Annotated in this window: 22 protein-coding genes; 20 read left to right on the top strand and 2 right to left on the bottom strand. The window is 30.7% G+C overall.

What is annotated here, in order from left to right; all coding sequences use genetic code 11:
• The first annotated feature begins 11 nt into the window (after positions 1-11).
• From pyrF to FOC48_RS05240, 4 genes are all read left to right on the top strand, one after another.
• Complete coding sequence (gene pyrF / locus FOC48_RS05255; RefSeq protein ID WP_003146935.1) at positions 12-710, top strand: orotidine-5'-phosphate decarboxylase; 699 nt, start codon at positions 12-14, stop codon at positions 708-710.
• A gap of 30 nt (positions 711-740) precedes the next feature.
• On the top strand, positions 741-1,355 hold the full coding sequence (gene pyrE / locus FOC48_RS05250) for an orotate phosphoribosyltransferase (RefSeq protein WP_003146934.1): 615 nt from the start codon (positions 741-743) through the stop codon (positions 1,353-1,355).
• A 176-nt stretch (positions 1,356-1,531) separates the two neighbouring features.
• Positions 1,532-1,765 carry a DUF1858 domain-containing protein gene (locus tag FOC48_RS05245; RefSeq protein ID WP_003146933.1) on the top strand — a complete coding sequence of 78 codons (234 nt, stop codon included), beginning with the start codon at positions 1,532-1,534 and terminating at the stop codon, positions 1,763-1,765.
• Positions 1,765-3,099 (top strand): DUF438 domain-containing protein, encoded by a 1,335-nt coding sequence (locus tag FOC48_RS05240; protein ID WP_003146931.1) that lies wholly within the window; start codon positions 1,765-1,767, stop codon positions 3,097-3,099. Before FOC48_RS05245 ends, FOC48_RS05240 begins: the two co-directional genes overlap by 1 nt.
• Positions 3,100-3,151: 52 nt before the next feature.
• Here the strand turns inward: FOC48_RS05240 and FOC48_RS05235 are convergent, their stop codons facing one another.
• Positions 3,152-4,474, bottom strand: a complete 1,323-nt coding sequence (locus FOC48_RS05235) for a hypothetical protein (RefSeq protein ID WP_254263167.1) — start codon at positions 4,472-4,474, stop codon at positions 3,152-3,154.
• A 281-nt stretch (positions 4,475-4,755) separates the two neighbouring features.
• Entirely contained in the window at positions 4,756-5,499 is a 744-nt protein-coding gene (locus tag FOC48_RS05230; protein ID WP_003146928.1) for an ABC transporter ATP-binding protein, read from the bottom strand.
• A gap of 469 nt (positions 5,500-5,968) precedes the next feature.
• Here FOC48_RS05230 and rpsL point away from each other — a divergent pair, with 469 nt between their 5' ends.
• The 16 genes from rpsL to FOC48_RS05150 all read left to right on the top strand — a co-directional run bounded on the left by rpsL (position 5,969) and on the right by FOC48_RS05150 (position 20,069).
• Positions 5,969-6,388: a 30S ribosomal protein S12 gene (gene rpsL, locus FOC48_RS05225; protein WP_003146927.1), complete on the top strand. Its 420-nt coding sequence runs from the start codon at positions 5,969-5,971 to the stop codon at positions 6,386-6,388.
• A gap of 47 nt (positions 6,389-6,435) precedes the next feature.
• On the top strand, positions 6,436-6,906 hold the full coding sequence (rpsG, locus tag FOC48_RS05220) for a 30S ribosomal protein S7 (protein WP_003144697.1): 471 nt from the start codon (positions 6,436-6,438) through the stop codon (positions 6,904-6,906).
• A gap of 101 nt (positions 6,907-7,007) precedes the next feature.
• The gene (gene fusA, locus FOC48_RS05215) at positions 7,008-9,083 is read left to right on the top strand and encodes an elongation factor G (protein WP_003146926.1); all 2,076 of its coding nucleotides are present in this window, start codon (positions 7,008-7,010) and stop codon (positions 9,081-9,083) included.
• A 122-nt stretch (positions 9,084-9,205) separates the two neighbouring features.
• The gene (tuf, locus tag FOC48_RS05210; RefSeq protein ID WP_003144664.1) at positions 9,206-10,393 is read left to right on the top strand and encodes an elongation factor Tu; all 1,188 of its coding nucleotides are present in this window, start codon (positions 9,206-9,208) and stop codon (positions 10,391-10,393) included.
• A 561-nt stretch (positions 10,394-10,954) separates the two neighbouring features.
• Positions 10,955-11,464, top strand: a complete 510-nt coding sequence (locus tag FOC48_RS05205) for a hypothetical protein (protein ID WP_003146925.1) — start codon at positions 10,955-10,957, stop codon at positions 11,462-11,464.
• Between the two features lie 71 nt (positions 11,465-11,535).
• Positions 11,536-12,264, top strand: coding sequence for an alpha/beta fold hydrolase (locus tag FOC48_RS05200; RefSeq protein ID WP_003146924.1), 729 nt, complete (start codon positions 11,536-11,538; stop codon positions 12,262-12,264).
• A 212-nt stretch (positions 12,265-12,476) separates the two neighbouring features.
• On the top strand, positions 12,477-13,553 hold the full coding sequence (locus FOC48_RS05195) for an ABC transporter permease (protein ID WP_003146923.1): 1,077 nt from the start codon (positions 12,477-12,479) through the stop codon (positions 13,551-13,553).
• A 7-nt stretch (positions 13,554-13,560) separates the two neighbouring features.
• The gene (locus FOC48_RS05190; protein WP_003146922.1) at positions 13,561-14,235 is read left to right on the top strand and encodes an ABC transporter ATP-binding protein; all 675 of its coding nucleotides are present in this window, start codon (positions 13,561-13,563) and stop codon (positions 14,233-14,235) included.
• A 104-nt stretch (positions 14,236-14,339) separates the two neighbouring features.
• Positions 14,340-14,726, top strand: a complete 387-nt coding sequence (locus tag FOC48_RS05185; protein ID WP_003146921.1) for a hypothetical protein — start codon at positions 14,340-14,342, stop codon at positions 14,724-14,726.
• Between the two features lie 188 nt (positions 14,727-14,914).
• Complete coding sequence (locus FOC48_RS05180; protein WP_003146920.1) at positions 14,915-15,655, top strand: TraX family protein; 741 nt, start codon at positions 14,915-14,917, stop codon at positions 15,653-15,655.
• 106 nt (positions 15,656-15,761) lie between these two features.
• A complete protein-coding gene (locus FOC48_RS05175) occupies positions 15,762-16,697 on the top strand; it encodes a hypothetical protein (protein WP_003146918.1) in 936 nt (311 codons plus the stop codon).
• A gap of 131 nt (positions 16,698-16,828) precedes the next feature.
• Entirely contained in the window at positions 16,829-17,233 is a 405-nt protein-coding gene (locus FOC48_RS05170) for a YbgA family protein (protein ID WP_003146917.1), read from the top strand.
• Positions 17,217-17,579 (top strand): TIGR02328 family protein, encoded by a 363-nt coding sequence (locus tag FOC48_RS05165; protein ID WP_003146916.1) that lies wholly within the window; start codon positions 17,217-17,219, stop codon positions 17,577-17,579. Before FOC48_RS05170 ends, FOC48_RS05165 begins: the two co-directional genes overlap by 17 nt.
• A 92-nt stretch (positions 17,580-17,671) precedes the next feature.
• On the top strand, positions 17,672-18,052 hold the full coding sequence (locus tag FOC48_RS05160) for a MarR family winged helix-turn-helix transcriptional regulator (RefSeq protein WP_003146915.1): 381 nt from the start codon (positions 17,672-17,674) through the stop codon (positions 18,050-18,052).
• Positions 18,053-18,143: 91 nt separating this feature from the next.
• Positions 18,144-19,007 carry a glyoxalase III HchA gene (hchA, locus tag FOC48_RS05155; RefSeq protein ID WP_003146914.1) on the top strand — a complete coding sequence of 288 codons (864 nt, stop codon included), beginning with the start codon at positions 18,144-18,146 and terminating at the stop codon, positions 19,005-19,007.
• A 12-nt stretch (positions 19,008-19,019) separates the two neighbouring features.
• Positions 19,020-20,069, top strand: coding sequence for an LLM class flavin-dependent oxidoreductase (locus FOC48_RS05150; RefSeq protein ID WP_003146913.1), 1,050 nt, complete (start codon positions 19,020-19,022; stop codon positions 20,067-20,069).
• The last annotated feature ends 10 nt before the right edge of the window (positions 20,070-20,079 follow it).

Raw genomic sequence — 20,079 nt, 5'->3', positions numbered from 1 at the left:
GGAGACATATTATGAATAAAGATGTAATAATAGCGTTAGACTTTCCAACTTTGGAAGATACTTTAAATTTTTTAGAAAAATTTGGTGAAGAAAAATTATTTGTAAAAGTAGGGATGGAATTATACCTACAAAATGGACCTGTTGTTATTGAAAAAATTAAAGAATTAGGGCACAAGATATTCTTAGATCTTAAATTACATGATATTCCTAATACAGTTTATGGTGCGACAAAAGGATTAGCAAAATTCAAAGTTGATATTCTTACTGTTCATGCGGCAGGTGGCTATGAAATGCTAAAAGCAGCAAAAAGAGGAATGGTTGAAGGTGGCAGTGGAGATACTAATGTAATAGCAATAACACAATTAACTTCAACATCTGAAGAAGCGATGAAAGAAGAACAACTAATTGCTGTATCTCTAGAAGAGAGTGTAATTAATTATGCTAAACTAGCTAAAAGAGCAGGACTTGATGGAGTAGTTTCATCAGTTTGGGAAGCAAGATTAATTAGAGAAAACTGTGGAGATAACTTCTTAAAAGTAACTCCAGGAATAAGATTAGAAACAGATGAAGTAGGAGATCAAAAACGTGTAGCGACTCCAACTGTTGCTAATGAAGAAGGAAGTACACACATCGTAGTTGGGCGTTCTATAACTAAATCAGAAAATCCACTTGAAGTTTATAAAGTAATAAAAAGTCAATTCGTAAAATAAAAAAATACAGATAACATACAGGAGAAGAATATGGTATTAGAAAGAAAAATAGCAAAACACTTATTAGATATTGAAGCAGTGGCATTAAGACCAAACGATTTTTTCACTTGGACATCTGGAATTAAATCACCAATTTACTGTGATAACAGGATTACAATGTCATACCCTGCGATTCGTCGTGAAATAGCAGCTGGTATGAGTGAAGTAATTAAAGATAAATTCCCAGAAGTAGAAGTGGTTGCCGGGACAGCGACAGCAGGTATTCCTCATGCTGCATGGGTAAGTGAAGTACTGGACTTACCTATGATTTACGTGAGAGATTCAGCAAAAAAACACGGTAAAACAAATCAGATCGAAGGTAGATTACTAGAAGGTCAAAAAGTTGTTATTATTGAAGACTTAATCTCAACTGGATTATCTTCATTAAAAGTAGCTAAAGCATTAGAAGAAGCTGGTGCAATAGTTCTTGGTGTTGTAGCAATATTTAGTTATGAACTTAAGAAAGCACAAGATGCCTTTGCAGCTGATAAAGTAGAGTACCACACTTTAACTAACTATAATTACTTAATCGAAGAAGCTGTAGCGAGTGATTATATCAAACAAGAAGATGTAGAAAAACTTCTTGAGTGGAGAAATAATTTATAGTAAAAGCTCTTTATCAGATCGAGATTAGCTTCAATGAAATAAAGTAATATTAAAGATGTAACTTAGAGAAAATTTTTAAGTTACATCTTTTTATATTATCATTTTAATTTGATAGCGATTATCAATGGCTTATGATATAATTATATTAATAATATAAGGTAGTGAGGTAATGAGAAATGGATAATATTATTGATGTGAGTATACCAGTTGCGCAAGTTGTTGATAAACATCCAGAAGTGTTGGATATTTTGGTTGATCTTGGATTTAAACCACTAGCTAATCCAATTATGAGAAATACTATAGGGAGAAAGACTTCGCTAAAAATGGGTTCGAAGTTGGCAGGAATTAAACTTGAAACAATTGTTGCTACATTAGAAGCTAATGGATATGAAGTAGTAGGGTTAGATTAATGGCTACAAAGAGAATTGAAGTTTTACGCGATATATTATTACGACTTCATAAAGGTGAGTCTGCCGAATCTGTTCAAGATGAATTCAATGAACATTTTTCTGGAGTATCTGCTATTGAGATATCTTTAATGGAGCATGAGCTTATGAATTCAGATTCTGGTGTAACTTTTGAAGATGTAATGAAGCTATGTAATGTACATGCCAATTTATTTAAAGGTGCGATAAAAAATGTAGAAGTCGAAGATAGTGAGCATCCAGGACACCCAGTTCAAGTTTTTAAACAAGAAAATTTAGCTTTAAGAGCTGCAATAATAAGAGTTCGTCGAATTCTAGATAACTATGCTAAGCTCGATGAAGGAGAAACAAAAGAAGCAGTACTAAAAGGATTGCTTCGTCAGTTGCAATTATTAGGACAATTTGATATTCATTACAAACGTAAAGAAGAATTAATGTTTCCTATAATGGAAAAATATGGTCACGATGCACCACCTAAGGTTATGTGGGGTGTTGATGATGAAATAAGAGATTTGTTCAAACTTGCTAAAGAAGAAGCGGGAAAACTACCTAATGCAGAGATAGTTGTCGTTAAAGAAAAATTTGAAGTTTTTGTTAAAGAATTTGAGGAAATGATCTTTAAAGAAGAGTCGATTCTTCTGATGATATTATTAGAAACATTTACTCAAGACGATTGGTTGAGTATAGCTAAAGACAGTGATGCTTATGGTTATGCAATAATTCGACCTCAAGAAGAGTGGATACCTCACAGAGAAGATTTTGAAACTCAGACTATTGATAATAGTGAGGTCATAGAAGTAAGCGAAGGGGAATTAACAAAAATTATTCAAACTCCTGAAGGAGAGTTTACTATTACCTATAAACCAAAAGAAGTTAAAGAAGAAACTTTCAATAGGGATACACCTCAGAAAGTCGGAAATGGTTATCTGTCATTAAATCAAATTGATTTAATATTAAATCATTTACCGATGGAAATTACTTTTGTTAATAAAGACGAAGTTTTTCAATATTATAATAATCATTGTTCAGAGGAAGAGATGATTTTTAAACGCACATCAGGGCAAATAGGTAGAAATGTAGAACTATGTCATCCACCTAAGTACCTAGAGAAAGTTAAAACTATAATGAAAAACTTACGAGATAGAAAAAAAGATAAGTACGAAATGTGGTTTAAATCAGAATCAAGAGGAAAATTTGTTCATGTCACTTATGCTGGGGTTTATGACGAAAATGGTGAATTTCAAGGAGTATTAGAATATATTCAGGATATAGCTCCTTATAGAGAAATAGATAGTGATTATTATAGGGGAATAGAATAAAATATAAAAACGTGAGTGACTCAAAATCGATTTTCGAGTCACTCACTCTGTTTTATGAATATATTTTGTCAAATACATTTTTTCTCAATTTTCTTGTTGCAAAAACTAATAGTATTATTAATATTAGAGAATATAGTATACCTAATATATGTGCTGATGATGGCAACATAGCAATTAAGAAGAATGTCACGACATTAAGTAGTACTAATAATAAAATAGCTCCGAAAGCTAAAATAGTTAATAGTACCTGATTTATCGAACTACGATTAGCTAAATCTGTGATAGTGTTCCAGTTTAGATATAATTTTTTATAGTCGTTTGTATAACTATAGAATGAAAAGATAATACTTGAAATAATATAAGATATTATTGTTACAATTGCTAATAAGATTGGTGTTTTAGTTATAATTAACATCATAATCAGAGCAAATAATCCAAAGCTAAGTTGTAAACAAGTGGCGATTGCTAATTTGATTTTTAGGTATTTTTTGAAATCTAATGGAAGAGATTTTAAAAAATAGTAATCTTGTTTTTCTAGTGATATTGCTATACTTGTAAAATTCATAGGATTAGAATTGATGTACAATGCTAACGTAAATCCTATAGTCATAGCTACTGGATAGAATATAGGTGGTAGTGTAATACCCCCGTGCTTTCTAATTTCTATAATTGGAATTACAAATATACCAAGCGTGATAAGAAGATTAGTAAATACAGTTGTCGAAATTGTACTGTTTAACAATAGTTTTACATTTCTCTTAATTAGTTTAGAAAATAGTGTAGTTGATGTACTATTAGTATTTTCTTTAATTTTTACAGTTTTAGAACTAGATGTGTATGTATTACCTGATATTCTATATAAGTCTTTCATATATTTTTTTACTACGAATATATAAGTAGTAAAGAAAGAGATAATTGCTAGGATTATAGTTATTATTAAATAAGTATAGGTCATAGAAATATCTAACACGAGTATATTTAAAAATAAATCCCCTTTATATTCAGAACCACTACTTTTAAAAGTATGAGCAAAATTAAATATGTATCCTATTAAAGCTATTAATCCAATAAAGATTGTAACTGCATTAACTTTCCCTTTATTCTTCTTAAAATTTGGGATATAAGTAATAAATGAAAGTAGTGTCATAATAGAACATATTAAAGTAATCATAAATGCAAAACTATATACTAATACGAAGAAAAATTTTTGAATTGAAAACTCTGTATTTAATCCAATAACCAAGTTTATAACTATTAGAGGAGTAAAATTACTAATAACTTGTGAAAGTAGAGTGAACAATTTACTAAAAAATATTTCAGATCCTGTAACAGGTAAGTGAATAATTGCTAATGTATCATCACTTTCGTAAAACATATTGATAAAATTATTTAAAATCTGAATAAACACTAATAATAAAATAAAGAAAAGTATATTTCGATATCCCGGTCCAGAAAAGTTAAAACCACGAGAAAACATTGAAAATACAAATAAAATATTTAAGAAATTGAAAAAATTCATCATTAATACATTTTTTAAAAGATTATGTCTTATATCGTTCTTTTCACTAAATTTTTTTCTGTATTTTATTCTTTGAGGTGAAAAACTATAAAGAAGATTCGTTAAGAATAATTCTTTTATTACATTGAATCTCATGTTTAATCACCACCTAAAATATTTGAATTTGAATTTTTTACTATATTAAGATAAATTTCTTCTAAATTATCTCCCTGAAATTGTTCTTTAAGCTCGTTAAGTGTACCGATAAAAATCAGTTTTCCCTTGCTGAGGATGCCTATTCTATCGCATAGATGTTCAGCGACCTCTAAGACATGGGTAGAGAATAGAACACTATTTCCTTTAGTGGCATGTTCTTTCATTAAGTTTTTCAAGTCAAATGCAGCTTGTGGATCTAATCCTGTCATCGGTTCATCCATAATCCAAAACTTAGGTTCTGATAATAATGCTCCAATAACAAATACTTTTTGTCTCATACCATGAGAGAAGGAGCTAATTTCTTGGTGTTCAACACCTATCATATTAAATAATTTGCAGTACCTATTGAGAATATCATCTCTTGTTTTATTATCAATTTCATATATGCTAGCGACTAATGACCAATATTCGAATGCTGATAATGTAAGAAACATATCAGGTGAATCAGGTACATAGCCAATTTGCTTTTTGCATGCTAATCTATTATTTTTTAAAAGTAGGTCATTAAAGTAAATCTCTCCTGAAGTAGGTTCTAATATACTAACTAGAGATTTGATTGTAGTAGACTTACCAGCTCCGTTATGCCCGATAAGTCCGAATATCTCTCCGTCATTGATTGTAAAACTTAAATCATCAACAGCGCACTTTGTATCAAATTTTACGATAAGATTTTTAATGTTTATCATAAGTATCCCTCCATATATCCTTATATAATTATATTATACTTGTAATCGTTTTAATCAACAAGGGGAATTGTTAAATTATTTCTATAATAATGGTTGATAAGAATATAATAAATTGAAAATTTAAAAGTAGTGATATGGAATACTTGAAAAAGCGACACAAAATAACATATGCGAAACACCTGGAATAGTTTATTAAAAATACTATTATGATACACCTGGAAGTGTTTATTTATATTTCGATTATGATACACCTGGTTAAGTGTAAAAATAGAATGTGATAATAGCAAGTTAAAAAAGATATAAAAAAATTTTAAAAAAGTGTTGACAAGAAAAAATAAAAGTGGTATTATTTAGTACGTGAGTGTTACGGCACTCTGTGTAAAGCCACTATGGCTTATAAAAAATTTAAAAACGTGATACACCTGGCTAGGTGATTCACAAATAAACAGGGAAGGAGGAAATCAGGAAAATGCCAACTATTAACCAATTAGTTCGTAAACCTCGTAAATCAAAAGTATCAAAATCAGATTCACCAGCACTTAACAAAGGTTACAACTCTCAAAGAAAGAAAGAAACTAACATTTCTTCACCTCAAAAACGTGGAGTTTGTACTCGTGTTGGGACTATGACACCTAAAAAACCTAACTCAGCTTTACGTAAATATGCACGTGTTCGTTTATCAAACCAAATCGAAGTAACAGCATATATCCCAGGTATCGGACACAACCTACAAGAACACAGTGTTGTACTTATTCGTGGAGGACGTGTAAAAGACTTACCAGGGGTACGTTACCACATCATCCGTGGAGCTTTAGATACTGCAGGAGTTAACGACCGTAAACAAGGACGTTCACTATACGGTGCTAAAAAACCAAAAGAGAAAAAATAATATAAGATAAAAATTTGATAAAGAATTCGTGAAAGGAGGCAGACACTATGCCACGTAAAGGTCCAGTTGCAAAACGTGACGTTTTGCCAGATCCAATTTATAACTCAAAATTAGTTACAAAATTGATTAACAAATTAATGCTAGATGGGAAACGCGGTACAGCTCAAAGAATTTTATATTCTGCGTTTGATTTAATTAAAGAAAAATCAGGACGTGATGCTATGGAAGTTTTCGAAGAAGCATTAAACAACATTATGCCAGTTCTTGAAGTTCGTGCTCGTCGTGTTGGTGGTTCTAACTACCAAGTACCAGTAGAAGTACGTGCTGAAAGAAGAACTACATTAGGTCTACGTTGGTTAGTTAACTATTCTCGTTTAAGAGGAGAAAAAACTATGGAACAACGTTTAGCTAATGAAATTTTAGACGCAGCAAATAACACTGGTTCAGCTGTTAAGAAACGTGAAGATACTCACAAAATGGCTGAAGCAAACAAAGCATTTGCTCACTATCGTTGGTAATTATAGGGTGAATATCAAGCTATTTTATAGCTTGAGTTTTTCACTATAAAAGACAAATTACTCAAAACATTTAAAAATTTATGAAAGGAGAAAATTGACTCATGACTAGAGCATTTTCTTTAAAAGATACTCGTAATATCGGTATCATGGCTCATATTGACGCAGGTAAAACAACTGCTACAGAGCGTATTCTGTTCTATACTGGGAAAATCCACAAAATCGGAGATACTCACGATGGTAACTCACAAATGGACTGGATGGAACAAGAACAAGAACGTGGTATCACTATTACATCTGCTGCAACAACTGCTCAATGGAAAAACCACCGTATCAACATCATCGATACACCGGGACACGTAGACTTCACAGTTGAGGTTGAACGTTCACTTCGTGTACTTGATGGATCAGTAGCAGTATTAGATGCGCAATCAGGTGTTGAACCACAAACAGAAACAGTTTGGCGTCAAGCTACAACTTATGGAGTTCCTCGTATCGTATTCGTAAACAAAATGGATAAAACAGGAGCTGACTTCCTATACTCTGTAGGAACAATCCACGACAGATTACAAGCTAACGCACACCCAATTCAACTTCCAATCGGAGCTGAAGATCTATTCGAAGGTGTAATCGACCTTGTTGAGATGAAAGCTATCTACAACGAAGGTAGCGTTGGGGAAAATCTTGTTGAAAAAGAAATCCCAGCTGAATACCAAGATCAAGCTGAAGAATACCGTGAAAAACTTATCGAAGCTGTTGCAGAATTCGATGAAGACTTCATGGAAAAATACTTAGGTGGAGAAGAAATTACAATTGATGAGCTTAAAGCTGCAATCCGTAAAGCTACTTTATCAGTAGAATTCTTCCCTGTAGTATGTGGATCAGCCTTCAAATATAAAGGTGTACAACCAATGCTAGATGCAGTAGTAGAATACTTACCATCTCCATTAGACGTACCTGCTATTAAAGGGATTAACCCAGATACTGATGAAGAAGTAGAAAGACATTCTTCAGATGAAGAACCATTCTCAGCATTAGCTTTCAAAGTTATGACTGACCCATTCGTAGGGAAACTTACTTTCTTCCGTGTGTACTCAGGTATTTTATCATCTGGTTCATACGTTAAAAACTCAACTAAAGGTAAACGTGAACGTGTAGGACGTATCCTGCAAATGCACGCTAACACTCGTAACGAAATCGCTGAAGTTTACGCTGGTGATATCGCTGCAGCTGTTGGTCTTAAAGATACTACTACTGGGGACACACTTTGTGACGAGAAAAACGAAGTTATTCTTGAATCAATGGAATTCCCAGAACCAGTTATCCAACTTTCAGTTGAACCAAAATCAAAAGCTGACCAAGATAAAATGTCAACAGCTTTACAAAAATTACAAGAAGAAGACCCAACATTCCGTGCTGGAACTGACGAAGAAACTGGGCAAGTTATCATCGCAGGTATGGGTGAGCTTCACTTAGACATCATCGTTGACCGTATGCGTCGTGAATTCAAAGTTGAATGTACAGTAGGTGCTCCAATGGTATCTTACCGTGAAACATTCAAACAAGCTGCACAAGTACAAGGTAAATTCACTCGTCAATCTGGTGGACGTGGACAATACGGGGACGTATGGATTGAGTTCACTCCAAATGAGCCAGGTGCAGGATTTGAATTCGAAAATGCTATCGTTGGTGGGGTAGTTCCACGTGAATACATCCCAGCAGTAGAAGCAGGATTAAAAGACTCTATGGCAAACGGGGTATTAGCTGGATACGAATTAATCGACGTTAAAGCTAAATTATTCGATGGATCATACCACGATGTCGATTCATCTGAAATGGCGTTCAAAGTTGCTGCATCATTAGCTCTTAAAGAAGCTGCTAAAAAATGTAACCCAGTAATCTTAGAACCAATCATGAAAGTTGAAGTTGTAATGCCTGAAGAATACTTAGGAGATATCATGGGTGATATCACTTCACGTCGTGGACGAGTTGAAGGTATGGAAGCTCGTGGTAACGCACAAGTAGTAAGTGCTTCAGTACCATTATCTGAAATGTTCGGATATGCAACTTCTCTACGTTCTGCAACTCAAGGACGTGGTACTTACTCAATGGTATTCGACCACTACGAAGAAGTACCTAAATCAATTTCTGAAGAAATTATCAAAAAAAATAAAGGATAATAAAAAATATTCTTTATAGTTGCAATTTTCGTTGTAACATTATAAAATATAGTTATCATAGAATGCTATGTGACTAATTTAAAAAATTAAAATTTTATTAACTTGAAGGAGACATTTTTAAAATGGCAAAAGAAAAATTTGACCGTAGTAAAACACATGCTAACATTGGAACAATTGGTCACGTTGACCACGGTAAAACTACTTTAACAGCAGCTATCGCTACTGTATTAGCAAAAACTTATGGTGGAGAAGCTAAAGACTACGCTTCAATCGATAACGCACCAGAAGAAAGAGAACGTGGTATCACAATCAACACTTCTCACATCGAGTATGAAACTCCAAACCGTCACTACGCACACGTAGACTGCCCAGGACACGCTGACTATGTTAAAAACATGATCACTGGTGCTGCTCAAATGGACGGAGCTATCTTAGTAATCGCTGCTACAGATGGACCAATGGCTCAAACTCGTGAGCACATCCTATTATCTCGTAACGTTGGAGTACCAAAAATCGTTGTATTCTTAAACAAATGTGATATGGTTGATGACGAAGAGTTATTAGAATTAGTTGAAATGGAAGTTCGTGAACTATTATCTGAATACGGATTCGATGGAGATGAACTACCAGTAATCAAAGGTTCTGCTCTTAAAGCTCTTGAAGGAGACGCTGATGCAGAAAAAGCTATCATCGAATTAATGGAAACAGTTGATGAGTACATCCCAACTCCAGAACGTGATAACGCTAAACCATTCATGATGCCAGTTGAGGACGTATTCTCAATCACAGGTCGTGGTACAGTTGCTACTGGACGTGTTGAACGTGGACAAGTTAAAGTTGGAGACGTAGTAGAAATCGTTGGATTAACTGAAGAACCAGCTTCAACTACTGTAACAGGTGTTGAAATGTTCCGTAAATTATTAGATTACGCTGAAGCAGGAGATAACATCGGTGCATTATTACGTGGTGTTGCTCGTGAAGATATCGAACGTGGACAAGTTTTAGCAGCTCCTAAAACAATCACTCCACACACTCAATTCGTAGCTGACGTGTACGTATTATCTAAAGAAGAAGGTGGACGTCACACTCCATTCTTCACAAACTACCGTCCTCAATTCTACTTCCGTACTACTGACGTAACTGGTGTAGTTACTTTACCAGAAGGTACTGAAATGGTAATGCCTGGGGATAACGTATCAATCAACGTAGAACTTATTTCTCCAATCGCGATCGAAGAAGGAACTCGTTTCTCAATTCGTGAAGGTGGACGTACTGTAGGTTCAGGTGTTGTAACTTCAATCGTTAAATAATTTCGTATTGAAATACATAAAGCAAGGTGAATTTCACCTTGCTTTTTTTATATACTTAATATAGATTTACATAATGTTCATATTTAATTAGAGGTATTTGATAGTTTTAGAACATTATATGTGTTAATATAGTATTTTCAGTGTAAAATAATTATTTTTTATAATTTTATTATAAAATACGTACAAATTTTGGTAAATCCTTGCAGAAAAACTATAAGAGGTGTATAATATGTTTAAAGGTAGTATAGGGGAAATAATATAATAAATTCAAATAATTTATATATTATTAAAATAAAATCTAATTACTCTAGGGATATTGAGTAATAGTAAAAAGTCGAAGTTAAGAAATTAGCTTCGATTTTTTAATTAATTATTCTAAATAGAGTTTTTATAATCATATATAGGTATAAGAATAATAGTTTTTTGAATATTTATTTATTAAATTTCTATTATATATCATAGCATATTAATTTACTATTGTTCTCATAAAATTAATAGCTTATAATATTATTATAAGTATATAATTTATCGTTATAAGTTAGTAAAGAAAAGGAGAAGATTGTGAATACTATAATTTATATATTAGCCTTGATATTAATAGTCTTATTATTTATTTGTAGTTTAATTGTTATAAAATTTTTTAGAAATAAAGCAATTTGTGAATTATCTACCGGGATTAAAAAAGAGGAATTTATTATCAGAAAAGGTGGGAAATACTCTATTTGGATAAAAGATAAGAGGTATTCTTTTACTAACATTAGAGATTTAAGGATAACTGTTGCTAATAAAAATACTGGTGAAAAAAAATCTCTAGAAGAAGTATTTTATAGATCTAAAGGTTTAGGGGTTATTTGGAGAAGAGTAGAGATATATTGTTTTCAAGCTGATGAAGGGGAGTATATTATTTCATTTGAAAGTGATGAGAGATTTCGAGAGTTTATTTTTAATACTACTATTCAAGTTCGTAAGTATATATCTATTTATAAGATTGCGTTAGTTATTTTCGTAGTTCAGTTTATCTTACTTATAATTAGTATATTACTAATTATTATTTTTAAAAATTATAATTAACAAGTTTTAGTATATAATCGTTTATAGTATTTTTCTAGAAAATTAATTTATTTTAGGAGAAGGAAGAATTGATGAATCAAAAAATTAAAGTATATTTTATAGGTGGTTTAGGCAGTAATTATTATTTCGCAAAGGATTTCTTTCAAGAGCTTGAAGTAGATACTGTTTTTCTAAATCCTTATAAAGAAATGATACAAGATAAAAAAATATTACAAAATTGGTTTAATAATGCAATAAAAGATGATGAAGAGGTTTATCTGATTGGTCATTCATTAGGTGGTGATTTAGCTAGATTTTTATCATCACGTAGTCCGAAAGTAACTAAACTCATTTTATTAGATGGAGGCTATTTGAATTTAGATGAAATAATGCCTCTTGAAAATGAGTTAGAAGCAGCAAAAGCTTATTTTGACCAGCATACTTTTACAAATTTAGAAGAAGTTATAGCCAATGAAAAATCTCAATCTTATTATTGGTCAGAAAATCTGGAAGAAGCATTAAAAAATTCATATCGTTATAATAGTGCATTAGAAAAATTTGAGCTAGATTTAGATTTCGAAAAAGTCTCTTATTTACTTGAATTACGTCGAGTTATTAGATCATATCAAAGAAATTTAAAATCAAAAAACGTATTATTTATAGCTCCAGCATATGATAAAGAACCTGAATGGAGAAAGATATCACTAGATAAACTTCCACAATATTTTGATGTTGAGTTACTAAAAAATTGTGGTCATGAGATGTATATGGAGCATCCTCTAGAAATTGCTCATACAGTAAACAGTTGGATTAATAAATAATAATTTTAATAATTTGCTATTAACAAAAGAGGTATTTGGAAGGTTCTAAATGCCTTTTTAGTTTTATATCGAAAAATATAATTTAATCATAAATAACGACAATAGATATTCGGTTTAGTTTAATAACTTGACTTTACAAGTTTTATTCTATATGCTTAGTATAATGCAATTTATTATTTATGAATAAAAATTTTATATTTTAAGGAGAAAAAATGTTTTTAGCTATTAATGAAATAAAGGATGCTAAGTTAAGGTATAGTCTAATTGTAGGATTACTTACACTAGTTTCATATTTGATGTTTTTCTTATCCGGATTAGCTTTTGGATTGATAGATCAGAATAGATCTTCAATTGATCATTGGAAGGCGGATACGGTATTGCTTTCTTCAGAAGCAAATAAAACTATTGGTTTATCTAATCTGAAATTATCAGATAAAGAATCTTTATCTGCAGATAATGTTGAACCTTTTAGTCAAATGGTTACAGTTTCTAAAACTGAGAAGAGTTCAAATGAGGATGTAAAACAAAAAATCAGTATTTTTGGAGTAAATAATGGAAGTTTTTTAATTCCTCCAATAATTCAAGGTAGAACTTTTGAATCTAAAAATGAAGTTGTTATTGAAAAAAGTTTGTCTGAAAAAGAAGGATATTCTATAGGGGATACTTTTAAAACAGCTAACTCAGATATTGAATTAAAAATAGTAGGTTACACGGAAAAATCAAGGTTTAATGTTGCACCTGTAGTATATATGAATATTAATGATTTTCAAGTGTTGAAATATGGTAATAATAAATCAACTGATAATCTTATGATTAATGCTTTCGTAGTAAAAGGAGAATTAAAGGATTACGACAGTTCTATCTTCCAAAAAGTTAGTATAGCTGATTTTATTAATGAATTACCTGGTTATAGTGCTCAAATTTTAACATTTGGACTAATGATAGGATTCCTAATAGTGATTTCTGCTATTATTATAGGGATCTTCATGTATGTACTTACTATTCAGAAAACACCTATTTTTGGTATAATGAAAGCACAAGGAATCTCGAATGGAATGATTGGAATTTCTGTCTTATCGCAAACATTCTTACTTTCATTAGTTGGAAGTATACTAGGTTTGGTTGGAACATGGGGAACATCACTTGTATTACCATCAGCAGTACCATTTTTAGGAAATGGACTTTATTACAGTATTATCTTTGTTAGTTTGATTATTTTTTCTTTAGTTGGAACATTATTCTCTGTTTTAGCTATTAGAAAAATTGATCCATTAAAAGCAATAGGGTAGGTGTCATATGAATGTATTAGAATTTAAAAATGTTACTAAATCATATCAAGATGGAAATAAAGAGATAGAAGCTTTGAAAGAAACAAATTTTAAAATAGAAGAAGGTCAATTTATTGCGATTATAGGTCCATCAGGTTCAGGAAAATCAACTTTCTTAACGTTAGCTGGTGGTTTACAAACTCCATCAAAAGGTCAAATAATTATTAATGGAAAAGATTATACTAATCTATCTGAGAAAGAAAGGTCAAAGTTACGATTTAATGATATAGGATTTGTTCTGCAGGCATCTAATCTTGTTCCATTTTTAACTGCAAAACAACAGTTAGAATTAGTTGATAGAATAAATAAGAAAAAAAAACAAACACTTCAAGATCAAAACTCCCTATTTAAAGAATTAGGAATAGATCATTTAGAAAATAAATTACCAAAAGACTTATCAGGTGGAGAAAGGCAACGATTAGCTATTGCTAGAGCTCTTTACAATAATCCGGCAATCATCTTAGCTGATGAACCTACAGCAAGTCTTGACTCAGATAGAGCGTTTGAAGTTGTAGATTTACTTTCAAAAGAATGTAGAGAAAAAAATAAATCAATTATTATGGTAACTCATGATAATAGAATGATTGAAAAATGTGATCATGTTTATCGAATGAAAGATGGAATTTTAACAAAAGAAAGATAATATATAAAGTGTCTAAGTGAAATAACTTAGGCATTTTTTATTGCTTATAAGTTTAAGTTAGAATATAATTAAACTAATACATAAATATATAGGAGATAAATAATATGCTTTTACTAGGTGTAGAAAAAGAAAATGGATGGTTATTTGCAGAATATAGCTTGACTTATAGAGTAGGTTGGGAGCATATTTGTAGAGCTGTTGAATTAGCTTATGATTACTATGATAATGTTGAAGTCTTAGTTGATGATAAAATAGTAAATATAAATTCAAAAGAACAAGTTATGGAATTAGAAGAAGCTGGAAGGATGACAATACGTGGTATTTCTAAAATAATAGGTGTACCATTAATGATAACATTTTTTAATCAACTACAAGTTGCTAGATGTTCAGTAGCCTGTGCTACAGAGGAATTTCAAGTAGCTGATTATGAAAAATTTAATAAGTCATTAGCTCAATATATGGATAGTCTAGAAATAGCCATGTTTAGATAAGAAGGACTTTTATTCTTGAAAGTCTTTTTTATTTTTGAATTATATATATTGTTTAGATAAATAATTGTATAATGTATTTTAATATGATAATATATCTTAGTGTAGAGTATTCTCATTACCCTAAATTTATGAGTAATATATAAACTAATATTTTTAAATAAAGTCAAAATAGTATAGAAAGGAAGAAAATGAAAAATTTAAAGTTTGATGGAACTCAGTTAAAATATATAGCTATTATTGCTATGACAATTGATCATTTAGCGTGGCTATTATATCCAGGTTTAGTTAAAGAACCGATACCAGTATTTATGCACATAGTAGGACGTTTAACAGCGCCAATTATGTGGTATTTTATCGCAGAAGGATGTTATTATACAAAAGATATTAAAAAATATTTCTTTAGAATTATTAGCTTTGCTGTTATCAGTCACTTTGCATTTTGCTTCGGTCTAGGTGTACCATTTGATATAACTACAGGAAGTATATTTAATAAAACAAGTGTCTTATTCCCATTGGCGATGTCGGTTGCATTGATCGCAATCTTTAAAAATGAGAAGATAAATAATACATTAAAGATTTTAACAATTATAGTGTTCTGTTTATTAACTTTTGTAGCGGATTGGTCTTCAATAGCCCTAATGATGCCATTCTTTCTATATAATCATAGAGATAGTAAAAAACAACAAATACTCGATTATGTTATATGGATAAGTGTTTATGCTGCTATTTATATTATCTTTATAGATGTATTCTATGGAGTATTACAGTTTGCAACTTTATTCTCTCTACCATTATTAATGAGATATGATGGTACCAGAGGAAAACATATTGGTTCTAAGTGGTTCTTCTACTACTATTATCCAATACATTTAGCTATTATAGGTATATTTAGAATAATATTATATGGAAATATTTCATTGGTACTCTAAAAGTAAAAATTATTAAAAAGAAGTGTATATTAAAATTAGCACTTCTTTTTTTGTTATGGTATAATCATAGTGACTATAATATTATAGTTATTTAGGAGGAAAGTATATGAAGAAAAATATTTTATTAATTTCAGTAGCAACACTGTTATCTATTGGTACAGTTGGGTGTGGTGTTAAACAATCAACTGAAAATAAGCAGAGTGAGCAAAAACAAAAAACTATTGAGGGTCCAGGTAAAGATTTTGATTGGAATGCTAAAGTTTCACCTGTTGGTACTAAACGTACTTATACTGAGCAAAATACTGGGAAAAGTTTTGATCACGAGTTAACTGGATTAAAGCGAGCTCAGAGTAAATTATCCGAAAAACGTAAAATCATAACTGATAAAAAAGTACAAGAAGCACTTAAAGTTGTTGATGCATTCTATGTAAACCAAGAAAATATCGATGTTATTGTGAAAGCAGCAGGTTTTAATAATCAAAAAGAAATGTATAAAAAGGTTTGGAATGATTTAAAACAATCTATGATTCCATCGGAAGAAAATGTTAATTTTAAATATCAAAATATTAATTATGATATGGATGAATATGGTCCTATGATTCTAAAAGTTAATGGTAATGCTTATGGTAAGGCTGGAGCTTATGATTTTTTAGATTATAAAGTTGAGGGTAATACTGTTTACTTATCTTTAATCGCCCCAACTATCGATACATATCAATACACGGTTAAAGCTACTTATAAACCAAACTACAAAACATTTTTTGAGCCGTTAGCTCAAATGAATGCAACAAGTAAAAATATTGCAGAAAAAGGATTTTCTAAATTTATTTTTTACTTAGCATCAGTTGATTTCAAAGGTGATGGATACGTGGATTTACAAGGTATGGATTATTTGGCAAAAGAAAAACAATACCTTGAAATTCAAGTAGATGACTCAGGAAAAGTATCGATTGACAATGACAATCTATTAAATTTATTGCGTATAAAAATGGACTTAGCAAACCAAAAGAACATGGTTAAATTTAATACAACAAAAATATAATACAGAGGTTCCTTATTAAGATATTATTTAATAAGGAACTTTTTATACAGTTTGATATCAATATGTAGTAAAAAAACATAAGATATAATATAATATGGATATTAAAAATAAACTGTTTTCGAAAGGATAAAATGAATAATAAAGAAGAAAGAGTTCAATGTCAAAAGTTATGGGCAAAAAATAAATATCTTGTTTTAAGTCATTCAAGTAAAATATACTTAGAAATTAGAACATATTTAAAGCAAGAAGAAGTATCTCGAAATAAAGTCAGTGAGCTTATAAAACAAGCTGTAAGTTTACCTGAAGATAAAGGACAAGTAACGAATGCATTGCATCACGTTTGGGGATATTTTAAAAAATATGCAACAAAAGAAGAAAAAGAAAATTTTTTTGAAATGATTGAAGAATATCATAATAATAAATACAAAAAAGAAGATTTGATAAAAGAAGTAAAACAACTTCTAAAGAAATATCCAAATAAATATTTGGAAGAATCTACTCTTATTAATGGAGGACAAGATGAGACTTTGGCATGAAGAACTAATATCAAAATTACCAAGGCAACAACTTTTAGGTCAACATAGAGAATGCTGCGCATTAAGAGGAAATGGTTGGGGTAAGAAACATTCAACGGTAGATTATGTATTTGAACATAAGCCATTTTTCCTTTTCAAGTATCATGAATTAATCATGCAGGAAATGAAGAATAGAGGCTATAATGTTAGTAAAGAATGGCTAGATAAAAATTACAGAGGAAAAATTTGTGCTCCTCATAACGATCTAAAAGAGTATAAAATAAATAAGCCGGTTTATAAAGAACATGATGCAGCATACTATGATGAGTGTATTGAGAATTTAGCACAAAAGGATATTTTTATCTAGTAGTAATAAGAAAAGATAGTTTTATTGACAATTAATAATAAAAGTAGTAATATTAATTTACTTGCAAACGCAAGTAAATTAAGAGGTGACAAATGAATAATGAAGAAGTAGTAAATAAATGGATAGCATTTCATAGTAATATGAAACAAATAAGTACTGAATTAGAAGATGCCTTATCAAAAGGAGAGCACCCAATAACTTTAAATGAATACTATAGCTTACATTACTTGAATGAAACCGAAGGAAATATATTAAGAATGACAGATTTAAGTACTAAGATTTCATTAAGTTTAAGTGCAACATCAAGAATGTTAGCTAAATTTGAGAATACGTGTGGTGTAATAGAAAGATTTTCTTCTGCTGAGGACAAGAGAGGTGTATGTATAAAATTAACACCTAAAGGAAAAAAGTACCTAGAAAACACTACGAGTATAGTTACAGATGTATTAAATAGAAATAGTGATAAAATATAAAATCAGAATTTATTATTTTGATTTTTATATTTTACTAATGTACTTGTTTGTGCAAGCAAATATATTTTTATAAAAGTTTAGGAGAATTAAAATGACAAAATTAACAAATCAACCAGTAAAAGATAGAGCAGAACATAACGCGTATTTCCCATCGGACTATTCTTTGAGTATATATACGAGTCCTGTGACAAATTTTGATGGTTTTAAATTTGAAAACACGTATAGAGGGGAAAAGAATAAAATTTTAATGATAGCGTCAGATGAAAGATACTTACAAATGTCTAATGGAAAGTATTTTTCAACAGGTAATCACCCTGTAGAAACATTGTTACCAATGTTACATATGGATGCTGCTGGATTTGAGATAGATATTGTTACTTTATCAGGAAACTCTGTAAAATTAGAGATGTGGGCAATGCCAGAAAAAGATGAGAATGTTATGAAGCTTTATAATAAATATATAGAAAAATTTGAGAATCCTGTTAAATTAGATAGAATTTTGGAGAATATTACTTCAGAAGATTCACCTTATTCAGGTGTTTTCATACCAGGTGGTCATGGAGTAATGATTAACTTACCTGAAAGTAGTGAAGTAAAAGAAGTTCTTAAATGGGCAATTAAAGAGAATAAAAAAATCATAACACTATGTCATGGCCCAGCTGCACTAATTTCAGGAAATATTGATGAATCAGAGTTCTTATTTAAAAATTATGAAATGACTGTTTTCCCTGATAGTATAGATGAGGGAGCAAACCAAGAAATTGGATATATGCCAGGAAAATTAAAATGGTTATTAGCTGAAAAGTTAGAAAGTTTAGGTGCGAAAATAGTAAATGAAGCAATAAGTGGTCAGGTTCATATAGATAGAAACTTAATAACTGGAGACAGTCCTCTTGCAGCAAATCAACTAGGAATTGTAGCTGTAGATGAGTTGTTAAAAATGGTAAATAAATAGAGGTGAAAAACTATGAAAATTTCAATTTTAAATTTAGCTCCATTAAGACAAGGAGAAAATTTTAAAGATGCAATAGATGCAATGATTAGATTAGCTAAAAAGGCTGATGAATTAGGATATGAAAGATATTGGATTGCAGAACATCATAATATGAAAAGTGTAGCTAGTAGCGCAACGCAGTTATTAATCCAACGTACACTAGACAACACTAGTAATATTAGAGTAGGTTCGGGTGGTGTGATGTTACCTAATCATAGTCCATATATAGTTGCAGAACAATATGGAACTTTGGAAACTTTATATCCAGATAGAGTTGATTTAGGTTTAGGTCGAGCACCTGGTACAGATTATAATACTGCGCGTGCCATTAGAAGAAATACTAATAGAGAGATGGATTTTAAAAAAGAAGTTGTAGAACTGTCAGAGTATTTTAAAGATAAGCGACCTGTTCATGCATATCCAGCAGCCGGGCTTGATGTTCCATTATATATTCTGGGATCTAGTACTGATAGTGCATATGTAGCTGCTGAACTAGGACTACCTTATGTATTTGCATCGCATTTTGCTCCAGCTATGATGGAAAATGCAGTAGCTATTTATAGACATTACTTTAAACCGTCAGAAGTTTTAAGCGAGCCGTATGTAATTATAGGTGCTAATGCAGTTGTTGCAGATTCTGATGAAGAAGCAAAAAGATTATCAACAACTCAGATTCAATCATTTTTAAATATTATTACAAGTAATCCTCAAGGAATGGTTCCTCCAGTACAATCAGAAGAAGCGGTTTGGAAAAATTATATCGCGACTACGAAGGTTCCACATTTCGGACCAATAGCTTTTGAACACGATGAAATAGTAGATCATGAGAAATCTATAGTTAAACAAATGACTAAAATTTCGTTTATTGGCAGTAAAGAAACAGTAAAAAAACAAATTGCTGATTTAAAACGTAGAGTAGGATTTGATGAGCTTATGATTAATTCATATATTTATGATGAAGAAGCTCAACATCATTCATATGAATTATTAAAAGAAGTTGTAGATGAATTAGAAAACGAATAGGGAGTGTACA

It is taken from the genome of Gemella haemolysans (assembly GCF_012273215.1).
GTDB classification, from domain to species: Bacteria; Bacillota; Bacilli; order Staphylococcales; family Gemellaceae; genus Gemella; species Gemella haemolysans_A.
The sequence above is the reverse complement of the archived record's forward strand: the minus strand, read 5'-3'. Positions and strand labels throughout refer to the sequence as shown.

Excerpts from the sequence above, each read along its gene's own strand:
- pyrF (WP_003146935.1), top strand. The coding sequence starts at position 12 with ATGAATAAAGATGTAATAATAGCGTTAGACTTTCCAACTTTGGAAGAT.
- pyrE (WP_003146934.1), top strand. The coding sequence starts at position 741 with ATGGTATTAGAAAGAAAAATAGCAAAACACTTATTAGATATTGAAGCA.
- FOC48_RS05245 (WP_003146933.1), top strand. The coding sequence starts at position 1,532 with ATGGATAATATTATTGATGTGAGTATACCAGTTGCGCAAGTTGTTGAT.
- FOC48_RS05240 (WP_003146931.1), top strand. The coding sequence starts at position 1,765 with ATGGCTACAAAGAGAATTGAAGTTTTACGCGATATATTATTACGACTT.
- FOC48_RS05235 (WP_254263167.1), bottom strand. The coding sequence starts at position 4,474 with ATGTTTTACGAAAGTGATGATACATTAGCAATTATTCACTTACCTGTT.
- FOC48_RS05230 (WP_003146928.1), bottom strand. The coding sequence starts at position 5,499 with ATGATAAACATTAAAAATCTTATCGTAAAATTTGATACAAAGTGCGCT.
- rpsL (WP_003146927.1), top strand. The coding sequence starts at position 5,969 with ATGCCAACTATTAACCAATTAGTTCGTAAACCTCGTAAATCAAAAGTA.
- rpsG (WP_003144697.1), top strand. The coding sequence starts at position 6,436 with ATGCCACGTAAAGGTCCAGTTGCAAAACGTGACGTTTTGCCAGATCCA.
- fusA (WP_003146926.1), top strand. The coding sequence starts at position 7,008 with ATGACTAGAGCATTTTCTTTAAAAGATACTCGTAATATCGGTATCATG.
- tuf (WP_003144664.1), top strand. The coding sequence starts at position 9,206 with ATGGCAAAAGAAAAATTTGACCGTAGTAAAACACATGCTAACATTGGA.
- FOC48_RS05200 (WP_003146924.1), top strand. The coding sequence starts at position 11,536 with ATGAATCAAAAAATTAAAGTATATTTTATAGGTGGTTTAGGCAGTAAT.
- FOC48_RS05195 (WP_003146923.1), top strand. The coding sequence starts at position 12,477 with ATGTTTTTAGCTATTAATGAAATAAAGGATGCTAAGTTAAGGTATAGT.
- FOC48_RS05190 (WP_003146922.1), top strand. The coding sequence starts at position 13,561 with ATGAATGTATTAGAATTTAAAAATGTTACTAAATCATATCAAGATGGA.
- FOC48_RS05185 (WP_003146921.1), top strand. The coding sequence starts at position 14,340 with ATGCTTTTACTAGGTGTAGAAAAAGAAAATGGATGGTTATTTGCAGAA.
- FOC48_RS05180 (WP_003146920.1), top strand. The coding sequence starts at position 14,915 with ATGAAAAATTTAAAGTTTGATGGAACTCAGTTAAAATATATAGCTATT.
- FOC48_RS05175 (WP_003146918.1), top strand. The coding sequence starts at position 15,762 with ATGAAGAAAAATATTTTATTAATTTCAGTAGCAACACTGTTATCTATT.
- FOC48_RS05170 (WP_003146917.1), top strand. The coding sequence starts at position 16,829 with ATGAATAATAAAGAAGAAAGAGTTCAATGTCAAAAGTTATGGGCAAAA.
- FOC48_RS05165 (WP_003146916.1), top strand. The coding sequence starts at position 17,217 with ATGAGACTTTGGCATGAAGAACTAATATCAAAATTACCAAGGCAACAA.
- FOC48_RS05160 (WP_003146915.1), top strand. The coding sequence starts at position 17,672 with ATGAATAATGAAGAAGTAGTAAATAAATGGATAGCATTTCATAGTAAT.
- hchA (WP_003146914.1), top strand. The coding sequence starts at position 18,144 with ATGACAAAATTAACAAATCAACCAGTAAAAGATAGAGCAGAACATAAC.
- FOC48_RS05150 (WP_003146913.1), top strand. The coding sequence starts at position 19,020 with ATGAAAATTTCAATTTTAAATTTAGCTCCATTAAGACAAGGAGAAAAT.